Here is a 19887-nt window from a genome sequence, read left to right as displayed (position 1 = left end):
ATGAACGGATTGAAAAAAGGATTAGGATTACTTTGGATGATACTTGGCCCGGCCTCTATTATCTTTATGTTTTTGCAGGCTTACGAAAAGGTTGGTCTGGCAGCGGAAGGCGTGCAGAAGACCAATACAGCGCTCCAATGGGGAATTATTTTATTCATTTTTATCCCGATCAGCGCTGGCCTGGTAATTTTTGGCTATTATGCGCTGAAAGGGGAATATGATCAATTGCCATCCGGTTCCGAAGAACCCAAAGGTTAAAGTACTCTTAACAATAAGCCTTTAAGGTATTCTCCTTCAGGGAAGGAAAGCCTCACCGGGTGATCTTCCGGCTGATGAAACTGCTTGATGATCTGTACTTCTTTACCTGCATCTAAAGCGGCCCAGGCAATGATTTGTTTGAAGGTTTCCATATCTACGGCGCCAGAACAGGAATAAGTAGCCAGTATGCCACCTTTTTCCAGTAAAAGCATACCAAGTCTGTTCAGGTCTTTATAAGCTCTTGCAGCCCTGTCTAAAGCCGAACGGGAAGGCGCATATTTAGGCGGATCTAAGACCACGATGTCAAATTTCTTTCCTTCTTCTTTAAATGTACGCAGTTGTTTGTTAACATCAGATTGAATGCTCTGTTGTCTGGTAGCATCAAATCCGTTTAATTCCAGATTATGGGCTAGCGTTTCAATGGCAAGGGCAGAACTGTCTACACTGGTTACATGCGTTGCACCATGTTTTAGACTGTTTAAGCTGAAACCACCGCTGTAGCAGAAGCAATCCAGCACATTTTTATCTTTGGAATATGCAGCAAGAATCTCTCGGTTATCACGTTGATCACAGTAAAAACCGGACTTCTGTCCGTCAGCGATATTGATGTGGTAGGCAATTCCGTTTTCTCTTACTTCTATAAATTCCGGAGGCGTTTCTCCCCAAAGTAAGCCTTGTGTTGCTTCCAGGTTTTCATGTTTCCGTGCACCTGCATCACTTTTATCGAAGATTCCTCTTGGATTTAACTCTTCTTTTAAAAGGGCAATAATTTCTTCTTTTACATTTTCTATTCCTGCACTTAAGATTTGCAGGGAAAGGAAGTCTGCATATTGATCTACAATCAGACCCGGAAGGAAGTCTGCTTCGCTAAAGACCAGGCGGCAAGTATTGGTATCTTCGTTGAGGAGGTGTTTTCTCGAAGCGATGGCACTCCGGAGTTTCTCCTGATACCATTGTTTATCAATGGTGGTACTTTCTTCCCATTCCATTAACCTCAATGCTACCCTTGACTGATCGTTGTAATACCCATAAGCAAGAAATTCGGCGTTTGCTGCACAAACCTTCACAATTTCACCATTCAATGGCTTGCCCTTAATTTTATCAATTGCTCCTGAAAAAATCCAGGGATGGTGTAGCATTGCAGCCTTTTCTTTTCCTTTTTTAAGTATTACATCAATCATGCTGCAAAGTTAGAAAAAACAATGTTCTTTTTACTTTTCCTTACTGACGGCCATCTTTAATGCCAAAGCCAGCAGTACACTGGCCATAAACCATTTCTGAATTTTTACCCAGGTCGGGTTTTTTGCAAAAAATAAGGAAACCTGAGCTGCGGTTAAAACGATTAGAAAGTTGACCGTAAAGCTGATACTGACCTGTGTAATGCCCAATTGTAAGCTTTGAAGAAATACAGAACCGTATTCAGGTTTGATGAAATAAGGAAAGAAAGACAGGTAAAATACAGCCACTTTGGGGTTAAGGACGGTGGTGAGGATCCCTATTTTAAACAATTTGGCTGGTTTATCATTGGCGAGGTCGGTCCGGGTTTCGAAAAGGCCTTTCCCATTGGGTTTAATGGCCTGATATGCCAGGTATAGCAGGTAAAATACCCCTAATGTTTTAATGGTCGAATACACAAAAGGTACGGCAAAAAGAACCGCTGTAAGTCCAAAAGAGACGAGAATGATGTGAAAAAGAAAACCACACATGATCCCTGCCAGAGAGATTAGTCCCGATTTTCGACCTTGAGTGATCGAACGGGAGATCAAATAAATCATATTCGGGCCGGGACTGATCACCAGTACAAGCGCTGCCAATGCAAAATAGGAGATTTCTTTAAGAGGGATCATTTTATAGCTGTTTAATGGTGTTGACGGGTCAGGTGTAAATTATTCAGGAGAAAGCGGTTAGGATCAAAAATAGAGAAAATCAGGAGAATCCCAATCTAGGAATATAGACTAAATCGAAATTTTGAACCTTTTATTCTTCTCTTTCGGAAGGATCTGGGAACCGGTCTGTATAGGCTTCGCCTTTTCCTTTGTTTGGACGTTCGTTTTTCATACTCATTTTTCTCTCTTGAAAAACTTTCTTATGTAAACTCAGGGCAGGAACGGACAGAGCGTACCCTCAGCGTAAACAGATTAATGTAAACATCAATCAGGAATTTGTTATATCCGTCTTTGACCTTAAAAAAATGGAGCGTAAATCGGATTTATGTTGACAGAATTAAAAAAACACTAGTTTTAAATGCTATTAATATTGGAGTGGACTAATTGCAGGAAACAAGCAATGATAATATAAGTAAGCCTAACGATGAACCCAGAAGTCGAAATACCCTCAGTAATGCCACCTGTTCATAGAAAAGTCCTCCTGACTTACTGTTTGATCACGTTGCTGTTATTAACAGATATCTGGCTTATCCTTTATCAAAAGATGAGTTTTGCCGGGTATTGGAGTGATCGGATTTTATTTTGGCTATGGACAGCAGGCAGCATCGTTGTACTTTGCCTGTTTTGGAAAAAGATCTGGACGAAAATATATCTGGGGGTGCTGATAACCAGTACTGCCTTTCTTGTTTTGAGCGGTACTTTTATTCTGATGGTAATCACTGGTGCAGGAAAGACAGATGACTTATCTGTCAAAAATAATAGATACAGGGTTCAACTCGTGAATAGCATGGTGACCAGACCATTTCTGCAGATCATAAAAAACAAAGGGCTTTTGGAAGAAGTAATTATCAATGATAATGCTGATTTAATCAGGAATCCCAATTTAAAGATCGGTTATGAGACGATTAAAGAAGTCCGGATCATAAAAGAAACCCCTGATAGTTTAATACTAAAATTTACAACACCCTGGCGTGATGTGGTAAAAAGTTACCCGCTGAACCCGGATCGGGAATCAATCAGGCGAAAACCTTAAAGTGCTTTTATTTCTGCTTCAATCCTTTTTTTTGCCAGGAGAAAAGTTTTAAGATCAACTTTTCCATTGTTTTTATCTTCATTCAGTGTTTTCAGTTCCCAAAGAAGCTTTGCATGTGCTTTTTCTTTATCACTGAGTTCCCGGATTGGATAAAGCTGGTCCATATCTTCCTCAATGTTATGTGATTTCGCCAAAACCTCCTCCAGGGAATATCCCAGTAGAACAGTATCCTCCTCAGAGAGATTACCCGAGGCTACTGCAACAATGGGCAAGCGCCCTGCAGTGCTAAAGTCGTAAGCATAAAATATCCCGCCACCATTAAATGCCACAGGCAAAAAATCAGGCAGGTATTTTGGAAAGCCGTAAGCAAAATAGTAGTAACGAATCTCCTGCAAGGAAAAATAACCGAATTCTCTTTCACCATTAATAATTGCCCCTCCGTTCGAAAAACTCAGAAGCCCGGCGAGTTCTTCAGGTAAATGAAGTACTGGAGGAACAGGGAAATGTGTCGGATCCTGAAAATCAGGATGTAGTTCCAGAAGGTGTGGAAACCGTGTGATCTCTTCTTCACTAAGTGACCTGGAAAAGAAATCACTTTCAGGAATAACGTCCAAACCAGCTTCCTTGCTGTAAAAATTTAACTTATCGTACCACATCATTTGAAAATCTTTCTGGTCAAATTTAGTTAAAGCAGTTTCATTTTTCTACTCATTTCTTAGCTTAAAAAAAGCAGGATGACTCCTGAAGTATAAAGGATACGGCATCTATTGACTTGTGTTTAATCGAGTGCCAGGATCCGGATAAAAGATGGAATTTTGCAGATAAGTTGTAATTTTAGCGCATGGAAGAAATAAACTGGAATGATTTTGAGAAAGTCGAACTTCGTGCAGGGACGATCCTGGAGGTCTTCGATTTTCCGGAAGCAAGAAAGCCCGCCTACAAAGTGAAAGTGGATTTCGGCGATTTTGGCGTAAAAATGAGTAGTGCTCAAATCACGAAACACTATTCAAAAGAAGAATTGGTAGGAAAACAGATTGTTGGAGTCGTTAACTTTCCTAAAAAACAAATTGGAAAATTTATGTCTGAATTCCTGGTAACAGGCTTTGCAGATGAAAACGGAGATATTGTATTGACCGCTTTAAATGGTACTGTGCCAAATGGCAGTAAATTGGTTTAGATGAGTTATTATAATTTTTCAGAAGAAAACAGCCCTGTTGCTGAAGATGAGCATTATATGCGACTGGCTTTGCAGGAGGCACAGAAAGCCTACGATTCAGAGGAGATTCCAATCGGAGCAATCGTGGTTTGCAAAGGACGGATTGTTGGCCGTGGGCATAACCTTACCGAGCAGCTGAATGATGTGACTGCCCATGCAGAGATGCAGGCTTTTACTGCGGCTTCACAAACTTTAGGCGGCAAATATTTAAAAGATTGTACTTTATATGTGACAATTGAACCATGTGTGATGTGTGCAGGAGCCAGCTATTGGACACAAATCGGCAGGCTCGTTTATGGTGCCACGGAGCCAAAAAGAGGCTTTACCTCTAAAAACAGTCAATTGCTTCACCCGAAAACGGAACTGGTAGGCGGTGTTTTGGCAACAGAATGCGGAGCCCTTATGACGCGTTTTTTTGCGAATAAAAGAGGCTAAACTTGACAAAGTATTGAACAAAAATTAACGTTTGAATGTTATCTTTGTGTTAGAAATAAGTTTTAACCTTAAAATAAAATAATATGGCTTTTGAATTACCTGCGTTACCTTACGCAACAGATGCACTAGAACCGCATATTGATAAACTTACCATGGAAATTCACCACGGTAAACATCACCAGGCATACGTTACCAACTTAAATAAAGCTTTAGAAGGCAAGCCAGAAGCTAGCCAAAGCATCGAAGAAATCGTTAAAAACATCTCTAAGTTTCCTGCAGCAGTAAGAAACAATGGTGGTGGTCACTATAATCACTCTTTATTCTGGGAAGTTCTTGCGCCTAATAAAGGTGGTGAGCCTAAAGGAGAATTGGCAGAAGCAATCAATGCTGCTTTTGGATCTTTTGCAGATTTCAAAACTAAATTTGCTGAAGCTGGTGCAACCCGTTTTGGTTCAGGATGGGCTTGGTTAATCGTTACTGCTGATAAAAAATTAGCGGTTACTTCTACTCCAAACCAAGACAACCCGTTAATGGATATTGCTGAAGTTAAAGGTACTCCGGTATTGGGTATGGACGTATGGGAACATGCTTACTACTTAAAATATCAAAACAGACGTCCTGATTATATTTCAGCTTTCTGGAATGTTGTAAACTGGGATGCTGTTGCTGAACGCTTCAAAAAAGCATAATTAAGCGACAATAAACAAAGAAGGCCTGTGATGAACTCACAGGCCTTCTTTGTTTAATGATTTTTATGCGCTTTAAAGACCAACTACATCTTTTCTCTTCTTCTGCTTCATTGTCTTTGGAATGATGGCCAGAATCTCTTCTTTTAATGCATTGAGCATTCTTTTTTTTATGAAATTCTTATGGGTCACCAAACTGATTTCCCGGACCGGTTCAGGCGACCTGAAATAGCGGACTTTACTGAGTTGCTTATTGCTGAGTTCCGCTAATGCCAATTCGGGCAGGAGGGTTGCGCCATTGTTTACATCCACCATGCGGATCAGTGTTTCTACACTTCCGGTGTTATAGGTTAAGCCCTGCAGACGGCTGTCTTTGGTAGAACGGCAGATATTTAATACCTGTGAACGCATGCAATGTCCTTCATTTAACAACCAGATGTTTTCATCCTCAAGGTCATTGGCATCTATGGTTTTCTTTTTAAACAGTTTGCTGTTTTTACTGATATAGGTGACGAAGTTCTCGTAATAAAGCGGAAGTTCTGAGATATTGTTGTCGGCAAGAGGGGTAGCCAATATGCCACAGTCTAATACACCTGTCTTCAGATGGTGGATGATGTCTTCTGTCGTGTACTCCCAGATCAGTAACTTGAGGTCCGGAAACTTCTCCATCATCCCGGAAATTACCCTGGGAAGAAGGTACGGTGCTACTGTGGGGATGATACCGACCTTTAATTCTCCTACCACATCCTGCTGCTGACTGTTGATGATCTCTTTGATCTTCTGACTTTCCTGAAGCACCAATCTGGCCTGTTCAATGATCTGGGCACCAATTTCAGTAGGAATAACGGGTTGTTTGCTGCGGTCGAAAATTTTTACATTCAGCATTTCTTCCAGTTTCTGCACCTGCATACTCAGGGTTGGCTGGGTCACAAAACACTTTTCTGCGGCACCAACAAAGCTTCTGTAGGTATCTACTGCGACGATGTATTCCAGTTGAACTAAGGTCATATAGTTAAAGTTTATTTACTTTACCAAAGGTATCAATTTAAACTATGATAGTTTTAAAGTTTGTGTCAAAAAGTATGATACGATACTTCGAAAGTTGATGTAGCGGTTTATAGAGAATGTTTTTTAGGAATGGCCAATAACATAAAAGATCCTGCAGATATTTGGAGGATCTTTTATGTTAAACAGGACCGTTACGCAGGTATGAGCAGCGCTTTTTGTGGCAATCTAATGTTTGCTCAGGAAGTCTTGATAGGCAAGTTGAATGCCTTCTGCCAATTCGATATGGTGCTTCCAGCCAAGCTCATGTAGCTTAGATACATCCATTAGTTTCCTTGGTGTGCCATCTGGTTTGCTGCTGTCGAAAGTCAGCTCACCCTCAAATCCAATTACTTTTTTTACCAGTAATGCAAGGTCTTTAATGCTGAGGTCATGCCCGGTTCCGATATTCAGAAAGCCCCCTTCATTATAGTTTTGCATCAGAAAATAGCAGGCTTCTGCCAGGTCGTCTGCAAAGAGAAATTCTCTTAGCGGAGATCCGGAGCCCCAGATGATTACTTCAGCTGAGCCATTTTCTTTGGCTTCATGAAATTTACGGATCAATGCTGGTAAAACATGAGAGTTTTGTGGATGATAATTGTCGTTATATCCGTATAAATTGGTCGGCATTACTGAAATGAAATTGCAATTGTATTGTGCCCTGTAGGCATCACACATCTTAATTCCTGAAATTTTTGCAATGGCATATGGCTCATTGGTCTCTTCCAGTAACCCGGTAAGCAGGTATTCTTCTTTTAATGGCTGAGGGGCCAGCTTAGGATAAATACAGCTGGAGCCTAAAAACATCAGCTTTTTGACGCCAGTCTTGTAAGATTCATGAATGACGTTGTTTTGTATGGAAAGATTTTCAAAAAGGAAATCGGCTCTGTAGGTATTATTCGCAACAATTCCGCCCACCTTAGCTGCAGCCAGGAATACATACTCCGGCTTTTCGGCTTCAAAGAAATCGGTTACAGCTTGCTGATTGCGTAAATCAAGCTCAGATGATGTTCTGGTAAGTAGGTTAGTATATCCTTCCTTAACCAGTTTGCGGTAAATTGCAGAGCCTACCATACCCCGGTGACCTGCTACATATATTTTTGCGTTCTTTTCCACTTAGAGATTCTATTATACCTGCAAAAATACGAAATAGTTGGCATCATCTTTAAGAGACTGATTTAATTGTATTTTTGCATAAAAATATTTTAGTAGTGGGTAAAGATAAATTAAGAAAATTTGCAGAGATAGATACTTTTGCCAATGTATACCAGATGGAAGAAGGAAAGGTCCTGCAGGGCAAATGGGCCGCTGAACATTTTAAGAATGAAGCACCAATCGTATTGGAACTGGCTTGTGGTAAAGGCGAATACTCGGTAAACATGGCTAAGTTTTTTCCGGAAAAGAACTTCATAGGAATTGACCTTAAAGGAAACCGGATCTGGAGAGGAGCAAGGACAGGAGTAGACGAAAATATAAATAACCTGGCCTTTCTGAGGATTCAGATAGAAGATATTGCCGAATACTTCGGAGAAGGGGAAGTAGATGAGATCTGGATCACTTTTCCTGATCCTCAGCCTCAGGACAGCAGGGAAAAGAAAAGACTGACCTACAACCGCTTTCTGGATATGTATAAGACCTTCCTGAAGCCAGGAGGTAAAATTAACCTGAAAACAGACAACGATGGGCTATATGCTTATACGGTCGAAAAAGTAGAAGAGTTGAATTTAATTTGCCATAAAAAGACGGACCATCTTTATACTTCTGAGTTCTACGATGACGTTTTGAAGATTAAAACACATTATGAGCGGATTTACCTTAAACACGATAAAAACATTAACTATATTCAGTTCTCTTTTGAATAAAAACCGTTAAAAGACCGAAGTATGGAACAATCATTTTATGACCAGGTTTTCGAATTGGTAAGGCTGATTCCCAAGGGGAGGGTTTCTTCTTATGGGGCGATTGCCAAAAGTTTGGGTGCCGGTGGTTCTGCCCGTATGGTAGGCTATGCAATGAGCAATGCATGTGCAGCACATCCCCCAATACCTGCCCACAGGGTCGTAAACAGCAGCGGATTGCTTACCGGAAAATTCCACTTCAAGACCCCGGAGCTGATGCAGGAATTGCTCGAAGCCGAGGGAATAACAGTTAAAAATGATAAAGTACAAAATTTCAGGGCCTTGCTTTGGGATCCTTTGCTGGAGTTATAAAAAAGACAATTAGTATAAAAAATATGGGGAAATTAGTAGAAGAATTTAACGACTATCGGACCAAAATGAACGATAGGATTATGGAAACCTCCAATACCAATATCAAGAGATTTTTTGCTTTGGATACCACAACCTATGCAGAAGGGGCTTTGAATGTAAAGACCAAGGAAATGTTGGGGCTGGTGGCTTCTATGGTATTGCGTTGCGACGATTGTATTAAATATCACCTGGAAAAATGTTTCAATGAAGGAGTGAGCAATGCAGAGATCAATGAAGTCTTTATGATCGCGAACCTGGTTGGAGGTTCTATTGTGATTCCCCATTATAGAAGGGCAGTAGAATATTGGGACGAACTTAGTCTTTAAGGTTATGACAGAGACAATCAGATGTGGCTGGTGTGGCACCGATCCGCAATACATAAAATACCATGATGAAGAGTGGGGAAAGCCGGTCTATGATGACAAGATCTTATTCGAATTTCTGATTCTTGAGGGTGCCCAGGCGGGACTCAGCTGGATTACCATCCTCAGAAGAAGGGATGGCTACAGAACAGCTTTTGCTGATTTTGATGTGGATAAAGTTGCGGCTTTTACGGAGGCTGATGAAGAACGTTTAATGAACGATACGGGAATCATCAGGAACCGGCTGAAGGTGAAAGCAGCTATTAATAATGCCCGGCTTTTTATTGCCATACAAAAGGAATTTGGCTCTTTCTCCGATTATATCTGGGGCTTTATTCCCGACCGGAAACCAATCGTAAATACCAGGGCTTCTTTGGGAGATGTCCCTGCACGCACTGAAATCTCAGACGCGATCAGCAAAGACATGAAAAAAAGAGGATTTAAGTTCTTTGGAACAACGATCTGTTATGCACATATGCAGGCCACAGGTATGGTAAATGACCATATTGAAGGCTGTATCAGCAAATAAATTTTATAGCCGCGTTATTTATGCACGGCATTATAAGCAGTCACAAAGGCCCTGATCAGCTTTCCATCAAAGCTTTCTGTGGCCTTTATTCTTTCGGCCAGATCTTCGTCATTGGTTAGCTTTTGTAACAGGATGTTTTTGATGTGCTGGTTCTTTCCTTCAGAATTTCCGCTTTCAACAGGGAGTTCTGACATAGGGCCGGTTCCTACCTTCTCTAGAAAAAATGCAGTAGGCATTACCCGCCTTACAGGTGCTTCTTCACGGTTCCGGCCTCCTCCAATGCTGATTCCTCCGCCAACACCCACTCCTCCAAAACCACCGCTTCCGGCACCAATACCTATGCTTGGAGTGATGCGGCGTCTTTTAGGTGCGGGAATGTCCACGCCTGTACTTCCTCCAATTGCGTAAAGGTTAACCGCGCCCAGCTCCAGAATTTTAAAGAAACGGTGTTCCATTTTCTTTTTGATCACGATCGGCTTACTGACGTAAGTTTCTCCATTCCATACAAATTCCTGAATATCAGTGGCCCTGTATTGAACTACGGATTCATCCTCTTTGGTCAGGACCACGCTGGCATAGTCTGTCGCCTGAATGGTTCCCCGAAGGAAATTTCCCGGCGAAATGACCACAATGTCCTGTGCTTTGACTCCAATACCGCCTATCAGCAACATTAAGAGCATCGTAATTTTTTTTATGGCACTCATCATGCTCAAATAACGGAATTTATTTGTTGTTGTTATGGATAATGCCAAACAATTATTTAAGTATTAGTACCTTTATCCGAAGCCACTAAAGCGTTGGGTGTAATCTGCATTACGGAGAGCATTCAGTAGCTTGCTTTTTAATGAAAAGCTCGTTTCCGCTTCATGGAATTTTAACATTTAATCGATTAAAAAACAATATATTCCAATGAAAAAACTTTTTCTTCTTGACGGCATGGCGCTCATTTACAGGGCGCATTTTGCATTGAGTAAAAACCCCCGGTTTACCTCTACAGGCATCAACACATCGGCGGTAATGGGTTTTGCCAATACCTTAATGGAAGTGCTCAAAAAAGAAAAACCAAGTCATATTGCTGTGGTTTTTGATACAGAAGCACCCACAGAAAGACATACAGATTTTGAAGCCTATAAAGCACATAGACAGGCCATGCCGGAAGATCTTTCCGCAGCATTGCCCTACGTTTTCAGGCTGATTGAAGGCTTTAACATTCCGGTCATCACCAAAGATGGATTTGAAGCCGATGACATCATTGGTACCCTGGCTAAAGAAGGGGAGAAACAAGGTTTTCAGGTATATTGTATGACTCCTGATAAGGATTTTGCGCAACTGGTGTCAGAGAATATCTTTATTTATAAGCCCGCCAGGATGGGCAATGAAATGGAAATCCTGGGTGTTGCTGAGGTATTGGCAAAATGGGAAATTGAAAATGTGCTCCAGGTAATCGACATCCTTGGCTTATGGGGAGATGCGGTAGACAACATTCCCGGAATCCCCGGAATCGGAGAAAAAACAGCAAAGTCGCTGATCAAACAATATGGTTCAATGGAGAATATCATTGCCAATTCCCATGAACTGAAAGGAAAACAAAGAGAAAATGTAGAAAACTTCGCAGAGCAGGGACTGATCTCTAAAAAATTAGCGACCATCATTCTCGATGTCCCTGTAGAATTTAATCCGGATACTTTGATCCTGGAAGAGCCTAGCAGGGAATTGCTGGAGCCGTTATTTGCAGAACTGGAATTCAGAACGATTGGAAAACGCGTCTTTGGAGAAGGATTTAGTGTAAACGAAGCTAAAGGAACAGGATCTCAGCAAATCGATCTTTTCGGGAATGCTGTAGAGCAGCCGGTAGCGAAAACGACTGTTTTTGTAGCTCCTCCATCTTTATTTGAGGAGTCTGCACCATCGAAAACATTGGAAAATACGCCACATGATTATCGCCTGGTGGATACTGCGGAACTTCGGAAATCACTGATCGGACACCTGCAGCAACAGGAGAGTATTTGCATGGATACTGAAACTACAGGTACGGATGCAAACCTTGCCGAATTGGTCGGTTTGTCGTTTAGTACGAAAGAAGGAGAAGGGTATTATATTCCTTTGTCTGCCAATATAGAGGAAGTCCAACCAATTTTAGAAGAGTTCAGGGCTGTATTGGAGAATGAAAAGATCGCTAAGATCGGACAGAACATTAAATACGATATCCTGATTTTGAAATGGTATGGCATCTCTGTAAAAGGGAAGTTATTTGACACCATGCTTGCCCATTATTTAATTGATCCGGACACCAGACACAATATGGATGTCTTATCGGAAAACTATTTAGGTTATACTCCGGTGTCCATTACCAAACTGATCGGACCAAAAGGAAAGAATCAGGGAAATATGAGGGATGTTCCGGTAGAACTGGTCGTAGATTATGCTGCGGAAGATGCAGATGTTACTTTACAACTGGCCAATGTTTTCAGACCAATGCTGAAAGAGTTGAATGCAGAAGAGCTGGCCAGAGATGTAGAAAATCCGCTGGTCTATGTGCTGGCTGATATTGAAAAAGAAGGGGTTAAAATTGATATAGAGACATTAATCAACTATTCTAAAGAACTGGAAACAGACATCAGGAAGTTTGAGCAAAATGTTTATGATAAATGTGGTGTTACCTTTAACCTGGCTTCTCCAAAACAATTGGGAGAAGTTTTGTTTGATAAACTTCAGCTGGATCCTAAGGCCAAGAAAACCAAGACAGGACAATACCAGACCGGAGAAGATGTATTGCTGGCATTAGCACATAAGAGCGATATTGTACAGGATATATTGGATTTCAGACAGTTACAGAAGTTGAAGTCTACTTATGTTGATGCGCTTCCATTGTTGGTAAATCCTAAGACAGGAAGGGTACATACGAGCTATAATCAGGCAGTAGCAGCAACGGGAAGACTGAGTTCCAATAACCCGAACTTACAGAACATTCCGATTCGCAGCGATCGTGGCAGGGAGGTGCGTAAGGCATTTATTCCAAGAGATGAAAACCATGTCTTACTCTCTGCGGATTACTCTCAGATAGAGCTTAGAATCATTGCTGACATCAGCAAGGAAGAGAATATGCTGGATGCTTTTAGTAAAGGGATCGATATTCATACAGCAACAGCAGCAAGGGTATATGGAATTGCAATTGAAGAAGTAACTTCCAATCAGAGAAGGAATGCAAAAGCGGTAAACTTTGGGATCATTTATGGTCAGTCTGCTTTTGGCCTTTCCCAGAACCTGGGCATTCCAAGAAAAGAAGCTGCGGAGATCATTGAACAGTATTTTACCCAGTATCCGGGAATTAAACGATACATGTCCGATACGATGAACTTTGCCCGTGAGAACGGTTTTGTAGAAACCATTTTAGGAAGGAGAAGGTATCTGAGAGACATCAATTCTGCAAATCAGACGGTACGCGGTTTTGCGGAGCGAAATGCAATTAACGCACCGATACAGGGCTCTGCAGCAGATATGATCAAGGTGGCCATGATAAATATTCATAAAGACATTCAGGATCAGGGCTTACAATCAAAAATGACCATGCAGGTGCATGATGAGCTTGTGTTCGATGTGCTGAAGACAGAGGTCGAAGCAATGAAGAAGATCATTTCACATCGGATGAAAACAGCGATCAAGACGACTGTACCTATTGAAGTAGAGATTGGTGAAGGAGTTAACTGGCTGGAAGCACACTAGGTATTCGGATCTTACCGTTATTACTTAAAAAATCATACATACTATTCGATTCTGGAATCTCTTAGCATGTATGATTTTTTTTAAATCCTGCTCCTCCTTGGATGGGTGATAAAGAAAGAGGATTTATTTCCTGTTTAAAGCTCAATTGTTTCTCCGATTGCTGGGAGTAATAAGAGTTTGTTTTCTCTTTCGAATTTGGCAATGGCTTCTTTTGTGTCGATTTCTATGACAGGAAAGGTATTGTAGTGAACTCCGATTACTTTATTACATTCAAAGTATTTGGTGGAGATTAAGGCATCATCTACATCCATGGTATAATTTCCACCAATAGGAAGTACCGCATAGTCCAGGTTATATAAGTCTGCCAGAAGCTTCATTTCTAGGGTCAATGAGGTGTCTCCTGCGAAGTAAATGGTCTTTCCGCCTGTTTCCAGAACGAAGCCGGCAGGATTTCCGCCGTAGCTTCCATCGGGCATAGAGCTGGAATGAGCAGCCCAAACCATTCTTAGCTTACCGAATTCAAATTTATGAGGACCATAATTCATCGGGTGCAGGTTTGTTACGCCTTGTGTTTCCGCCCAATGGGTAACCTCTGGCATCGCAATTACCAATGCATTGGTTTGTTTTGCAATTGTTACCAGATCGGCAACATGATCACCATGACCATGACTGACAAGGATATAATCAGCTTCAATGCTGCTGATGTCTATATTTTTAGCCAGTGTATTTGGAGAGATAAAAGGATCGAAGAGAAACTTTTTGCCTTCTGCTTCCAGTAGAAAGCAGGATTGTCCATAATAGGTATATTTCATGATGATGAAAATTAAGGGTTAAAACTATTGACCGAACATTCCACCAAGACCACCCAGCATATCTTTTGTAGCTGCCTGCATCTCTGTTGCTGAAACTACCTCTGCCTGGGCAAGAGCTTTATTAATGGCAGTAAGAAGGAGTTCTTCGACTTCTTCTTTGTCTGCATTTTTGTAAAACTCTTCTTCGATTTCAATCGCAGTAATTGCTTTGTTGGCAGTAGCTGTCACACGAATGGCACCGCCTTCTACTTCGGCAAATACAGATACTGTATCTAATCTTTTTTTTATTTCCTCGGCCTTTTGTTGTGCGGCCATCAGTTTATCGAACATAATTGTCTTTTGTTACTTGTTATATGATTAAACGAAATTAAGGCAAATTGGTTTAAAGAAATAGAATTGTTAAAAGATTTATAGCTAAAAAGCCATATCCCAGAGGACATGGCTTTGATCATAAGCAGTTGAGATGTATTATAGTCCTAAACCTACAGTCATCGCAGTGATTGTTTTTGGAAAGTCGCTAATAGCGGATGCTGCACCAGTGCTTAGGTTAATGGTATATATTTTATTCGACCCGCCGACACTAAGAATTGCATAAGCTATTCCTGAAGTACTGCCGATGTCAAATCCGTTTGTACTTTCTACGTTTATCCCCAGGCTTCCAATTTCAATTAATGTGCCTTCATTTGGAGGAGTTTGTTTGTAGAGTTTATCCGTGGTATGGTCTATATCGAAAAGGGTGGTTTCGGTTGCTCCCAAAAAGTTATTGGTGTATGCAGCCGCACTTATGGAAGGACTTCCTGGCTTCAGAATTCCATCTATGAAAACTACAGCACCTGTTTCCGGATGTAATCTTAAATTTTGTCCGGTATTGCTGACGATACGGATGCGGTCCACGGTAGGGTTGAAATCAAAACCAAAACTGTTGCCCAACAGCAGAGTGGTTAGTGTTCCTGAACCAACTGGCGTCAACGCCCCTGTTGCAGCATTGACGGTGTACAGGCGGCTTGAGCTGCTCAGTGCATAGATTTGCCCGTTTGCTGGTCTGAAATCAATACCAACGATGCTTTCTAAGCTTGCCAGACCAGTGATTGGTTTAGAAACCAGAGCAGCGGGGCTCATTGGGTTAAAGATTAAGAAATTATTAGCATTGTCTGTTGCATAGGCTACCGGATCTGTAGGGATTGCTATACCTTCGATTGGTCCCGACGCGGGAAACCTGCCAGCAAGGGTTGCTTTTCCTGTTTCCAGATTGATACTGTAAATACTGGAAGTGCCATTCATTGTTCCGGCTACCAGGGCTTTTGTATTATCCGGGGAGATATCGAAGCTGCTGCTGCTGCCTATTTCGAGACCAAGGCTACCAATCTCGATTAATTTTCCATCGTTGGGAGGATCTTGTTTATATAGTTTTTTTGATGTGATGTCAATATCGAATAGCGTTGTGGAAGATGCTCCGGCTTTATTATTGGTGTAAGCTGCTCCGGATACAATTGCATTGCTAACGCCATTGATGTTGCCATCGCTTGCAGCTACCATACCCGTTTCGGGGTGTAACCTTAGATTTTGTCCGGTGTTACTAATTAACCTGATCCGGTCTACAGTTGGGTTAAAGTCTATGCTTGCAGTTGTACCGTTAATTGATGGACTGAACCCTGTGCCAATTGCCCTTGCTGATCCATTTAATCGGATGACATACAGCTTGCTGGCGTTGCTAACTCCATACAATTCTCCGGTAGCCGGTCGAAAATCAATGCTTAACATCTTTTCACTTGCTGGTAACCCGGAAATGGAAACGGAAGAAATAGATTTGCTGACATCCTTCGCGTTAAATTTCAGAAGGTTGTTGTTCGATAAGGCATAAAATTCCTGATCGGGACCTGATAGAGGCTGTTCAGGATCCGGGTTGTTATTTCTATCTTTTTTGCAAGAACTCATTGCACCTAAGAGGAACAATATCAACAACATTTTTGGCAGACGAAAGTCTCGTAAGTTAAGATTTTTCATAGGTAAGCGGTTTTGTTAGGAATTAATTTGACTTACGAAATCTTTTCCTATCTGGTTTTTCTGCCTTAGTCCATTGGTTTGTTTAGGTAGGTTGACCTTTTATTGCAGTTGAGGATTTTCTCTGTTATTGCATCAACCCCTTATAGAAATCGCGAAACAAGCTGAAAAGGTCTTTGTATTCTGTGAAGGGAAGGGTTTTGGGAAGGTCATAAATATCATGATAAGCACTGATTCCTCCCTGGGTATAAATAAAAAATGCCGGAACACCTTTTTCTGTGAAAAAATAGTGATCACTGTTGGCGGCTTTACCTCTTGGGTTTATTTTAACGAGGTACTTTTCTTTGCTATTGATTTGTTGAAGTAAGGCGAATTCTTTGGGATGAATGCTGGCATTAACGACGGTTATGCCCGTTTCTCCGGTGCCTACCATATCCACATTGGTCAGGAATTTGATTTTGCTGAGCTCCAGAAGTGGATGTTCTGTGAAATATTTCGATCCTGCGAGGCCATTTTCTTCCCCCGCGAAGCAAATAAATGCAATGCTGTAAGCTTGGGGATGACGGGCATAATACTTTGCCAGAGTCATTAAAAAGGAGATGCCGCTGGCATTGTCGTTGGCTCCGGGGAAATAAACATTGGCACCCATTCCTCCAAGGTGGTCATAGTGGGCACTAAGCACCAGAACAGAGTCTGGTTTTGAGGTTCCCTTTACGATGCCACAGATATTTGCCGCCTGAAATTCCGGTATAAATTGACTTTCAATATTTACTTCGATGTCTGTTGGTTTGCCTGATAGCACAGTTTTGAGGACTTCGATCCCGGTATAGTCTGCCTGTTCGGGAGCAACAGACCAGGTTAACTTATCTTTCAGGGCAAGGATGATCCGTTGTTCGGGCTGGATAAAAGTGAGGCTGTCTTTCTGAACCAATTTACCCTGACTATTACTACCCTTGCTCTCCGGCATTACAATGAACTCTTTTCCCGGAACTAAGGCCTTTCCATTGAGTCGGACGGACATTTTGCCGGGAAAGGTATTGGCAGCATAAGAGAAAGATTGTTTGAATGTCTTTCCATCCATCGGGCTTAATCCGTAAGCTTTAAAGGAAGCACTGATAAAATCGGCTGCTTTGCTCATCCCATTTTTTGTGTACCCCCGTCCCCACATTGTTTTTGAAGTCAGGGTATCCAGCAAGGTTCTTGCAGTTTGAATATCCTGCGACAAAACAGGCTGGCTCAGGGTAACGAAGCAGGCGAACAGGAAGTAGATAAAGAGTTGCTTTCTCATAGAAATGGACATATACTCCTCATTTGAGGACCCGATACTGGTAAATATATAGAATTGAAATCTGTTGATGATTAAAACAGATGGGTAAAAATCTTGTTATTGGAAGTACTTATACACTTAAGCCCTTTATATGGATGTTCGCTCAAATGAGCCGTTTTGGCTGGTAAAAAATGGATTACTATATACTTACCCCTCTCTCAGGGATCATCTGAGCTGCGATATTCTCATCGTTGGTAGTGGAATAACCGGGGCATTGATGGCTCATTCGTTTGTAGAAAAGGGTTACGATACAGTCCTGATTGATAAAAGGGAAATTGCGAACGGAAGTAGTTCCGCTACCACCTCTATGCTTCAGTATGAGATCGATGTGCCTTTGCATGAGTTGATCGGGATGATTGGGGAGCAAGGGGCGGTTGCCAGTTATAAAGCCTGTCGGGATTCCATAGATCGGTTGCAGCAACTCGTAAAGGAGATTGATTCTCCCTGTGGTTTTGAGCAGAAGGATTCTCTTTATTTTGCGAGCAAGTCGAAAGATGTAAAATGGCTTAAAAAAGAGTTCGATGCCCGTAAACTTGCTGGATTTAACGTCCAATGGCTTGAAAAAAAGGAGATTAAACAAAAATATGGACTGCTCACTGAAGGGGGGATTTTGTCTTCAGAGGGTGGGAGTGTAGATGCCTTTTGCCTGGCCCATGACCTGCTTCATTACAATGCCAAAAGAGGGCTTCGTGTTTTTGATAAGACGGAATTAAAGAAAGTTAGATACGAAAAAGAAAAGATACTGGCCGAAATGGCTACAGGGGCAGTGATCACAGCCGGAAAAATAGTTTATTGTACCGGGTATGAGACTCAGGCAATGCTTCCGGATAAGGTGGTGACCTTGAAAAGCACTTATGCGATGGTTAGTGAAAAAAATGAGGCCTTATCCCCTTCAATTTCCGATACCCTGTTCTGGAATACGGATGCACCTTACCTGTATATGAGAACAACTGCTGATGGCCGTTTGCTGGTAGGTGGGGAAGATGAAAACTTTAGGAATGCGTTGAGGAGAGATGCATTGCTAAGCCGTAAAAGGGATAAATTGCTGAAAACAGTTGAAAAGTTTTTGCCGGAGCTGCGGTTTATTGAGGATTTTTGCTGGTGTGGGACTTTTGGAGAAACAAAAGACGGACTTCCTTACATAGGAGCACATCCGAAGTTTCCAAATTCTTATTTTGTATTGGGTTTTGGAGGGAATGGAATTACCTTTTCTGTGCTTGGAATGGACATCATTCCTGAGATGATCAATGGTGCTCCAGGTTTGTTGTCGCATTATTTTAGGTTTGGCAGGTAAAGTGCTGTTTGTTAGTTGATCATGTTTTTTTGTTTTTGGAATTTTATACGTATTTTCTCAGGTAAAAAGATAACGAAAACTTAATATCTTGTGCCGTTATTTTTTAATGTGAAACCTATTTTTGAACTAAAATACCAAACCATGAACAAGCAATTTTTAAGATTATCAATTGTCGCGCTGGGCATGCTTAGTTTTGCAGCCTGTAAAAACAAAGACAAAAAAACCGGAGAGACAACAGACAGTACTGCGGTGAGCCAGAATACGGAGCCTGCTGCTACTTCTGCCACACCAGCTCCGGTGGGAAATGAACCCTTGAGCTATGTCATTACCGCAATTCCTGATTCTGCTCTTTTAGGGAAGAAGAGTGAAGCACTGGTTAAGATTCTGGAGAGTAAAGCGGTGGCTTTACAGGACGCCGATGGAAAAGCCGATGGGATGGAAGTGACCATAAAACTCACCGTAACAAACAAAAGTACGGTAGGCAAGGAGTTGTTTTTCTCGATTAATTATACTGATGCAAGATTACAGTTGGATAATAACACTTCTGTAGCGGCAACAAATGGAAACGGATCTACAAATCCATCACCTGAAACCACTTCTGAAGCCGAATGGACATTTAAGGTTCCTGCCAATGCTAAACCAAAGAAACTGAGCCTCTTTCTGGACCAGACCAGGGTAGCGGTCGACCTCAAGGTAGAGGAAAAGAAATAACCGGAAAACCTGCTGTGTAAACAGCAGGTTTTTTTTTGAACAATTTTTCACCAAATAATGTAAAAAAATTAAAAACATATTGCACAACTCAATATTTATTTAAACCTTTGCGCCTCAACTATTTTAAAGAATTATTAGACACAGAAAATGATCAAGCAAATCACACATAAACTTTCTATTTTAGAAGCAAAGAATATTGCTTCCGAAAGTCTGTTTATTGAACGCTTGCGACCCGTATTTTTTGTGACGACTAATCGGCAAAATTACACGCCACGGATTTGAGTAATCACTGAGCAGCAACTCAGCACATTTCCTTAGAGG

22 protein-coding genes are annotated in these 19887 nt (G+C 41.5%); 12 read left to right on the top strand and 10 right to left on the bottom strand.

Annotated features, from left to right (window positions below; translation table 11 throughout):
- Complete coding sequence (locus BUC20_RS29420) at nucleotides 1-258, top strand: DUF6814 family protein (RefSeq protein ID WP_073237057.1); 258 nt, start codon at nucleotides 1-3, stop codon at nucleotides 256-258.
- On the opposite strand, the gene BUC20_RS29415 is transcribed toward BUC20_RS29420, so the two are convergent.
- Nucleotides 255-1439, bottom strand: a complete 1185-nt coding sequence (locus BUC20_RS29415) for a class I SAM-dependent rRNA methyltransferase (RefSeq protein ID WP_073237054.1) — start codon at nucleotides 1437-1439, stop codon at nucleotides 255-257. The two genes, BUC20_RS29420 and BUC20_RS29415, sit on opposite strands and share 4 nt — an antisense overlap.
- A 30-nt stretch (nucleotides 1440-1469) precedes the next feature.
- Nucleotides 1470-2105, bottom strand: coding sequence for a LysE family translocator (locus tag BUC20_RS29410; protein ID WP_073237051.1), 636 nt, complete (start codon nucleotides 2103-2105; stop codon nucleotides 1470-1472).
- Between the two features lie 463 nt (nucleotides 2106-2568).
- Here BUC20_RS29410 and BUC20_RS29405 point away from each other — a divergent pair, with 463 nt between their 5' ends.
- The gene (locus BUC20_RS29405; RefSeq protein WP_143166968.1) at nucleotides 2569-3177 is read left to right on the top strand and encodes a hypothetical protein; all 609 of its coding nucleotides are present in this window, start codon (nucleotides 2569-2571) and stop codon (nucleotides 3175-3177) included.
- Here the strand turns inward: BUC20_RS29405 and BUC20_RS29400 are convergent.
- A complete protein-coding gene (locus BUC20_RS29400; protein ID WP_200801099.1) occupies nucleotides 3174-3836 on the bottom strand; it encodes a hypothetical protein in 663 nt (220 codons plus the stop codon). The genes BUC20_RS29405 and BUC20_RS29400 overlap by 4 nt on opposite strands.
- A gap of 182 nt (nucleotides 3837-4018) precedes the next feature.
- On the opposite strand from BUC20_RS29400, the gene BUC20_RS29395 reads away from it, so the two are divergent.
- The 3 genes from BUC20_RS29395 (at nucleotide 4019) to BUC20_RS29385 (ending at nucleotide 5517) form a co-directional block, all read left to right on the top strand.
- Nucleotides 4019-4354: a tRNA-binding protein gene (locus BUC20_RS29395; RefSeq protein ID WP_073237042.1), complete on the top strand. Its 336-nt coding sequence runs from the start codon at nucleotides 4019-4021 to the stop codon at nucleotides 4352-4354.
- Entirely contained in the window at nucleotides 4355-4828 is a 474-nt protein-coding gene (locus BUC20_RS29390) for a nucleoside deaminase (protein ID WP_073237039.1), read from the top strand. It abuts the gene before it with no gap.
- Nucleotides 4829-4911: 83 nt separating this feature from the next.
- Nucleotides 4912-5517, top strand: coding sequence for a superoxide dismutase (locus BUC20_RS29385; RefSeq protein ID WP_073237036.1), 606 nt, complete (start codon nucleotides 4912-4914; stop codon nucleotides 5515-5517).
- Between the two features lie 72 nt (nucleotides 5518-5589).
- Here the strand turns inward: BUC20_RS29385 and BUC20_RS29380 are convergent, their stop codons facing one another.
- On the bottom strand, nucleotides 5590-6522 hold the full coding sequence (locus BUC20_RS29380) for a hydrogen peroxide-inducible genes activator (RefSeq protein ID WP_073237034.1): 933 nt from the start codon (nucleotides 6520-6522) through the stop codon (nucleotides 5590-5592).
- 225 nt (nucleotides 6523-6747) lie between these two features.
- On the bottom strand, nucleotides 6748-7674 hold the full coding sequence (locus tag BUC20_RS29375) for a GDP-L-fucose synthase family protein (protein WP_073237031.1): 927 nt from the start codon (nucleotides 7672-7674) through the stop codon (nucleotides 6748-6750).
- A gap of 95 nt (nucleotides 7675-7769) precedes the next feature.
- Here BUC20_RS29375 and trmB point away from each other — a divergent pair, with 95 nt between their 5' ends.
- From trmB to BUC20_RS29355, 4 genes are read left to right on the top strand one after another with little or no spacing between them, the layout of a single operon-like run.
- Nucleotides 7770-8420 (top strand): tRNA (guanosine(46)-N7)-methyltransferase TrmB, encoded by a 651-nt coding sequence (gene trmB, locus BUC20_RS29370; RefSeq protein ID WP_073237028.1) that lies wholly within the window; start codon nucleotides 7770-7772, stop codon nucleotides 8418-8420.
- Between the two features lie 21 nt (nucleotides 8421-8441).
- A complete protein-coding gene (locus tag BUC20_RS29365; protein WP_073237025.1) occupies nucleotides 8442-8768 on the top strand; it encodes an MGMT family protein in 327 nt (108 codons plus the stop codon).
- Nucleotides 8769-8791: 23 nt separating this feature from the next.
- Nucleotides 8792-9133 carry a carboxymuconolactone decarboxylase family protein gene (locus tag BUC20_RS29360; RefSeq protein WP_073237022.1) on the top strand — a complete coding sequence of 114 codons (342 nt, stop codon included), beginning with the start codon at nucleotides 8792-8794 and terminating at the stop codon, nucleotides 9131-9133.
- A 4-nt stretch (nucleotides 9134-9137) separates the two neighbouring features.
- Nucleotides 9138-9698, top strand: a complete 561-nt coding sequence (locus BUC20_RS29355) for a DNA-3-methyladenine glycosylase I (protein WP_073237019.1) — start codon at nucleotides 9138-9140, stop codon at nucleotides 9696-9698.
- A gap of 14 nt (nucleotides 9699-9712) precedes the next feature.
- On the opposite strand, the gene BUC20_RS29350 is transcribed toward BUC20_RS29355, so the two are convergent.
- Complete coding sequence (locus BUC20_RS29350; protein WP_234994622.1) at nucleotides 9713-10378, bottom strand: hypothetical protein; 666 nt, start codon at nucleotides 10376-10378, stop codon at nucleotides 9713-9715.
- A gap of 229 nt (nucleotides 10379-10607) precedes the next feature.
- On the opposite strand from BUC20_RS29350, the gene polA reads away from it, so the two are divergent.
- Nucleotides 10608-13421 carry a DNA polymerase I gene (polA, locus tag BUC20_RS29345; RefSeq protein ID WP_073237002.1) on the top strand — a complete coding sequence of 938 codons (2814 nt, stop codon included), beginning with the start codon at nucleotides 10608-10610 and terminating at the stop codon, nucleotides 13419-13421.
- 134 nt (nucleotides 13422-13555) lie between these two features.
- Here polA and BUC20_RS29340 read toward each other — a convergent pair whose 3' ends face one another.
- The 4 genes from BUC20_RS29340 to BUC20_RS29325 all read right to left on the bottom strand — a co-directional run bounded on the left by BUC20_RS29340 (nucleotide 13556) and on the right by BUC20_RS29325 (nucleotide 17522).
- Nucleotides 13556-14233 (bottom strand): metal-dependent hydrolase, encoded by a 678-nt coding sequence (locus tag BUC20_RS29340; protein ID WP_073236999.1) that lies wholly within the window; start codon nucleotides 14231-14233, stop codon nucleotides 13556-13558.
- Nucleotides 14234-14257: 24 nt separating this feature from the next.
- Nucleotides 14258-14563: a YbaB/EbfC family nucleoid-associated protein gene (locus BUC20_RS29335; protein WP_073236997.1), complete on the bottom strand. Its 306-nt coding sequence runs from the start codon at nucleotides 14561-14563 to the stop codon at nucleotides 14258-14260.
- Nucleotides 14564-14701: 138 nt separating this feature from the next.
- On the bottom strand, nucleotides 14702-16237 hold the full coding sequence (locus tag BUC20_RS29330) for a DUF4394 domain-containing protein (protein WP_073236994.1): 1536 nt from the start codon (nucleotides 16235-16237) through the stop codon (nucleotides 14702-14704).
- Between the two features lie 124 nt (nucleotides 16238-16361).
- Nucleotides 16362-17522: a M28 family metallopeptidase gene (locus BUC20_RS29325; RefSeq protein WP_073237625.1), complete on the bottom strand. Its 1161-nt coding sequence runs from the start codon at nucleotides 17520-17522 to the stop codon at nucleotides 16362-16364.
- A gap of 130 nt (nucleotides 17523-17652) precedes the next feature.
- Here BUC20_RS29325 and BUC20_RS29320 point away from each other — a divergent pair, with 130 nt between their 5' ends.
- A complete protein-coding gene (locus BUC20_RS29320; protein ID WP_073236991.1) occupies nucleotides 17653-18855 on the top strand; it encodes an NAD(P)/FAD-dependent oxidoreductase in 1203 nt (400 codons plus the stop codon).
- 141 nt (nucleotides 18856-18996) lie between these two features.
- Nucleotides 18997-19566, top strand: coding sequence for a hypothetical protein (locus BUC20_RS29315; protein WP_073236987.1), 570 nt, complete (start codon nucleotides 18997-18999; stop codon nucleotides 19564-19566).
- The last annotated feature ends 321 nt before the right edge of the window (nucleotides 19567-19887 follow it).

The organism is Pedobacter caeni (assembly GCF_900129215.1).
Classification (GTDB): domain Bacteria; phylum Bacteroidota; class Bacteroidia; order Sphingobacteriales; family Sphingobacteriaceae; genus Pedobacter; species Pedobacter caeni.
Note: the sequence above shows the minus strand (reverse complement) of the source record. Positions and strands in the feature narration are given on the sequence as shown.

Bases quoted from the DNA above. Each gene is read 5' to 3' on its own strand.
- BUC20_RS29335 (WP_073236997.1), bottom strand. From the start codon at position 14,563: ATGTTCGATAAACTGATGGCCGCACAACAAAAGGCCGAGGAAATAAAA.
- BUC20_RS29405 (WP_143166968.1), top strand. From the start codon at position 2,569: ATGAACCCAGAAGTCGAAATACCCTCAGTAATGCCACCTGTTCATAGA.
- BUC20_RS29325 (WP_073237625.1), bottom strand. From the start codon at position 17,522: ATGAGAAAGCAACTCTTTATCTACTTCCTGTTCGCCTGCTTCGTTACC.
- BUC20_RS29410 (WP_073237051.1), bottom strand. From the start codon at position 2,105: ATGATCCCTCTTAAAGAAATCTCCTATTTTGCATTGGCAGCGCTTGTA.
- BUC20_RS29350 (WP_234994622.1), bottom strand. From the start codon at position 10,378: ATGCTCTTAATGTTGCTGATAGGCGGTATTGGAGTCAAAGCACAGGAC.
- BUC20_RS29390 (WP_073237039.1), top strand. From the start codon at position 4,355: ATGAGTTATTATAATTTTTCAGAAGAAAACAGCCCTGTTGCTGAAGAT.
- BUC20_RS29395 (WP_073237042.1), top strand. From the start codon at position 4,019: ATGGAAGAAATAAACTGGAATGATTTTGAGAAAGTCGAACTTCGTGCA.
- BUC20_RS29340 (WP_073236999.1), bottom strand. From the start codon at position 14,233: ATGAAATATACCTATTATGGACAATCCTGCTTTCTACTGGAAGCAGAA.
- BUC20_RS29365 (WP_073237025.1), top strand. From the start codon at position 8,442: ATGGAACAATCATTTTATGACCAGGTTTTCGAATTGGTAAGGCTGATT.
- BUC20_RS29355 (WP_073237019.1), top strand. From the start codon at position 9,138: ATGACAGAGACAATCAGATGTGGCTGGTGTGGCACCGATCCGCAATAC.
- BUC20_RS29315 (WP_073236987.1), top strand. From the start codon at position 18,997: ATGAACAAGCAATTTTTAAGATTATCAATTGTCGCGCTGGGCATGCTT.
- BUC20_RS29380 (WP_073237034.1), bottom strand. From the start codon at position 6,522: ATGACCTTAGTTCAACTGGAATACATCGTCGCAGTAGATACCTACAGA.
- BUC20_RS29330 (WP_073236994.1), bottom strand. From the start codon at position 16,237: ATGAAAAATCTTAACTTACGAGACTTTCGTCTGCCAAAAATGTTGTTG.
- BUC20_RS29360 (WP_073237022.1), top strand. From the start codon at position 8,792: ATGGGGAAATTAGTAGAAGAATTTAACGACTATCGGACCAAAATGAAC.
- BUC20_RS29385 (WP_073237036.1), top strand. From the start codon at position 4,912: ATGGCTTTTGAATTACCTGCGTTACCTTACGCAACAGATGCACTAGAA.
- polA (WP_073237002.1), top strand. From the start codon at position 10,608: ATGAAAAAACTTTTTCTTCTTGACGGCATGGCGCTCATTTACAGGGCG.
- BUC20_RS29320 (WP_073236991.1), top strand. From the start codon at position 17,653: ATGGATGTTCGCTCAAATGAGCCGTTTTGGCTGGTAAAAAATGGATTA.
- BUC20_RS29415 (WP_073237054.1), bottom strand. From the start codon at position 1,439: ATGATTGATGTAATACTTAAAAAAGGAAAAGAAAAGGCTGCAATGCTA.
- BUC20_RS29420 (WP_073237057.1), top strand. From the start codon at position 1: ATGAACGGATTGAAAAAAGGATTAGGATTACTTTGGATGATACTTGGC.
- BUC20_RS29400 (WP_200801099.1), bottom strand. From the start codon at position 3,836: ATGATGTGGTACGATAAGTTAAATTTTTACAGCAAGGAAGCTGGTTTG.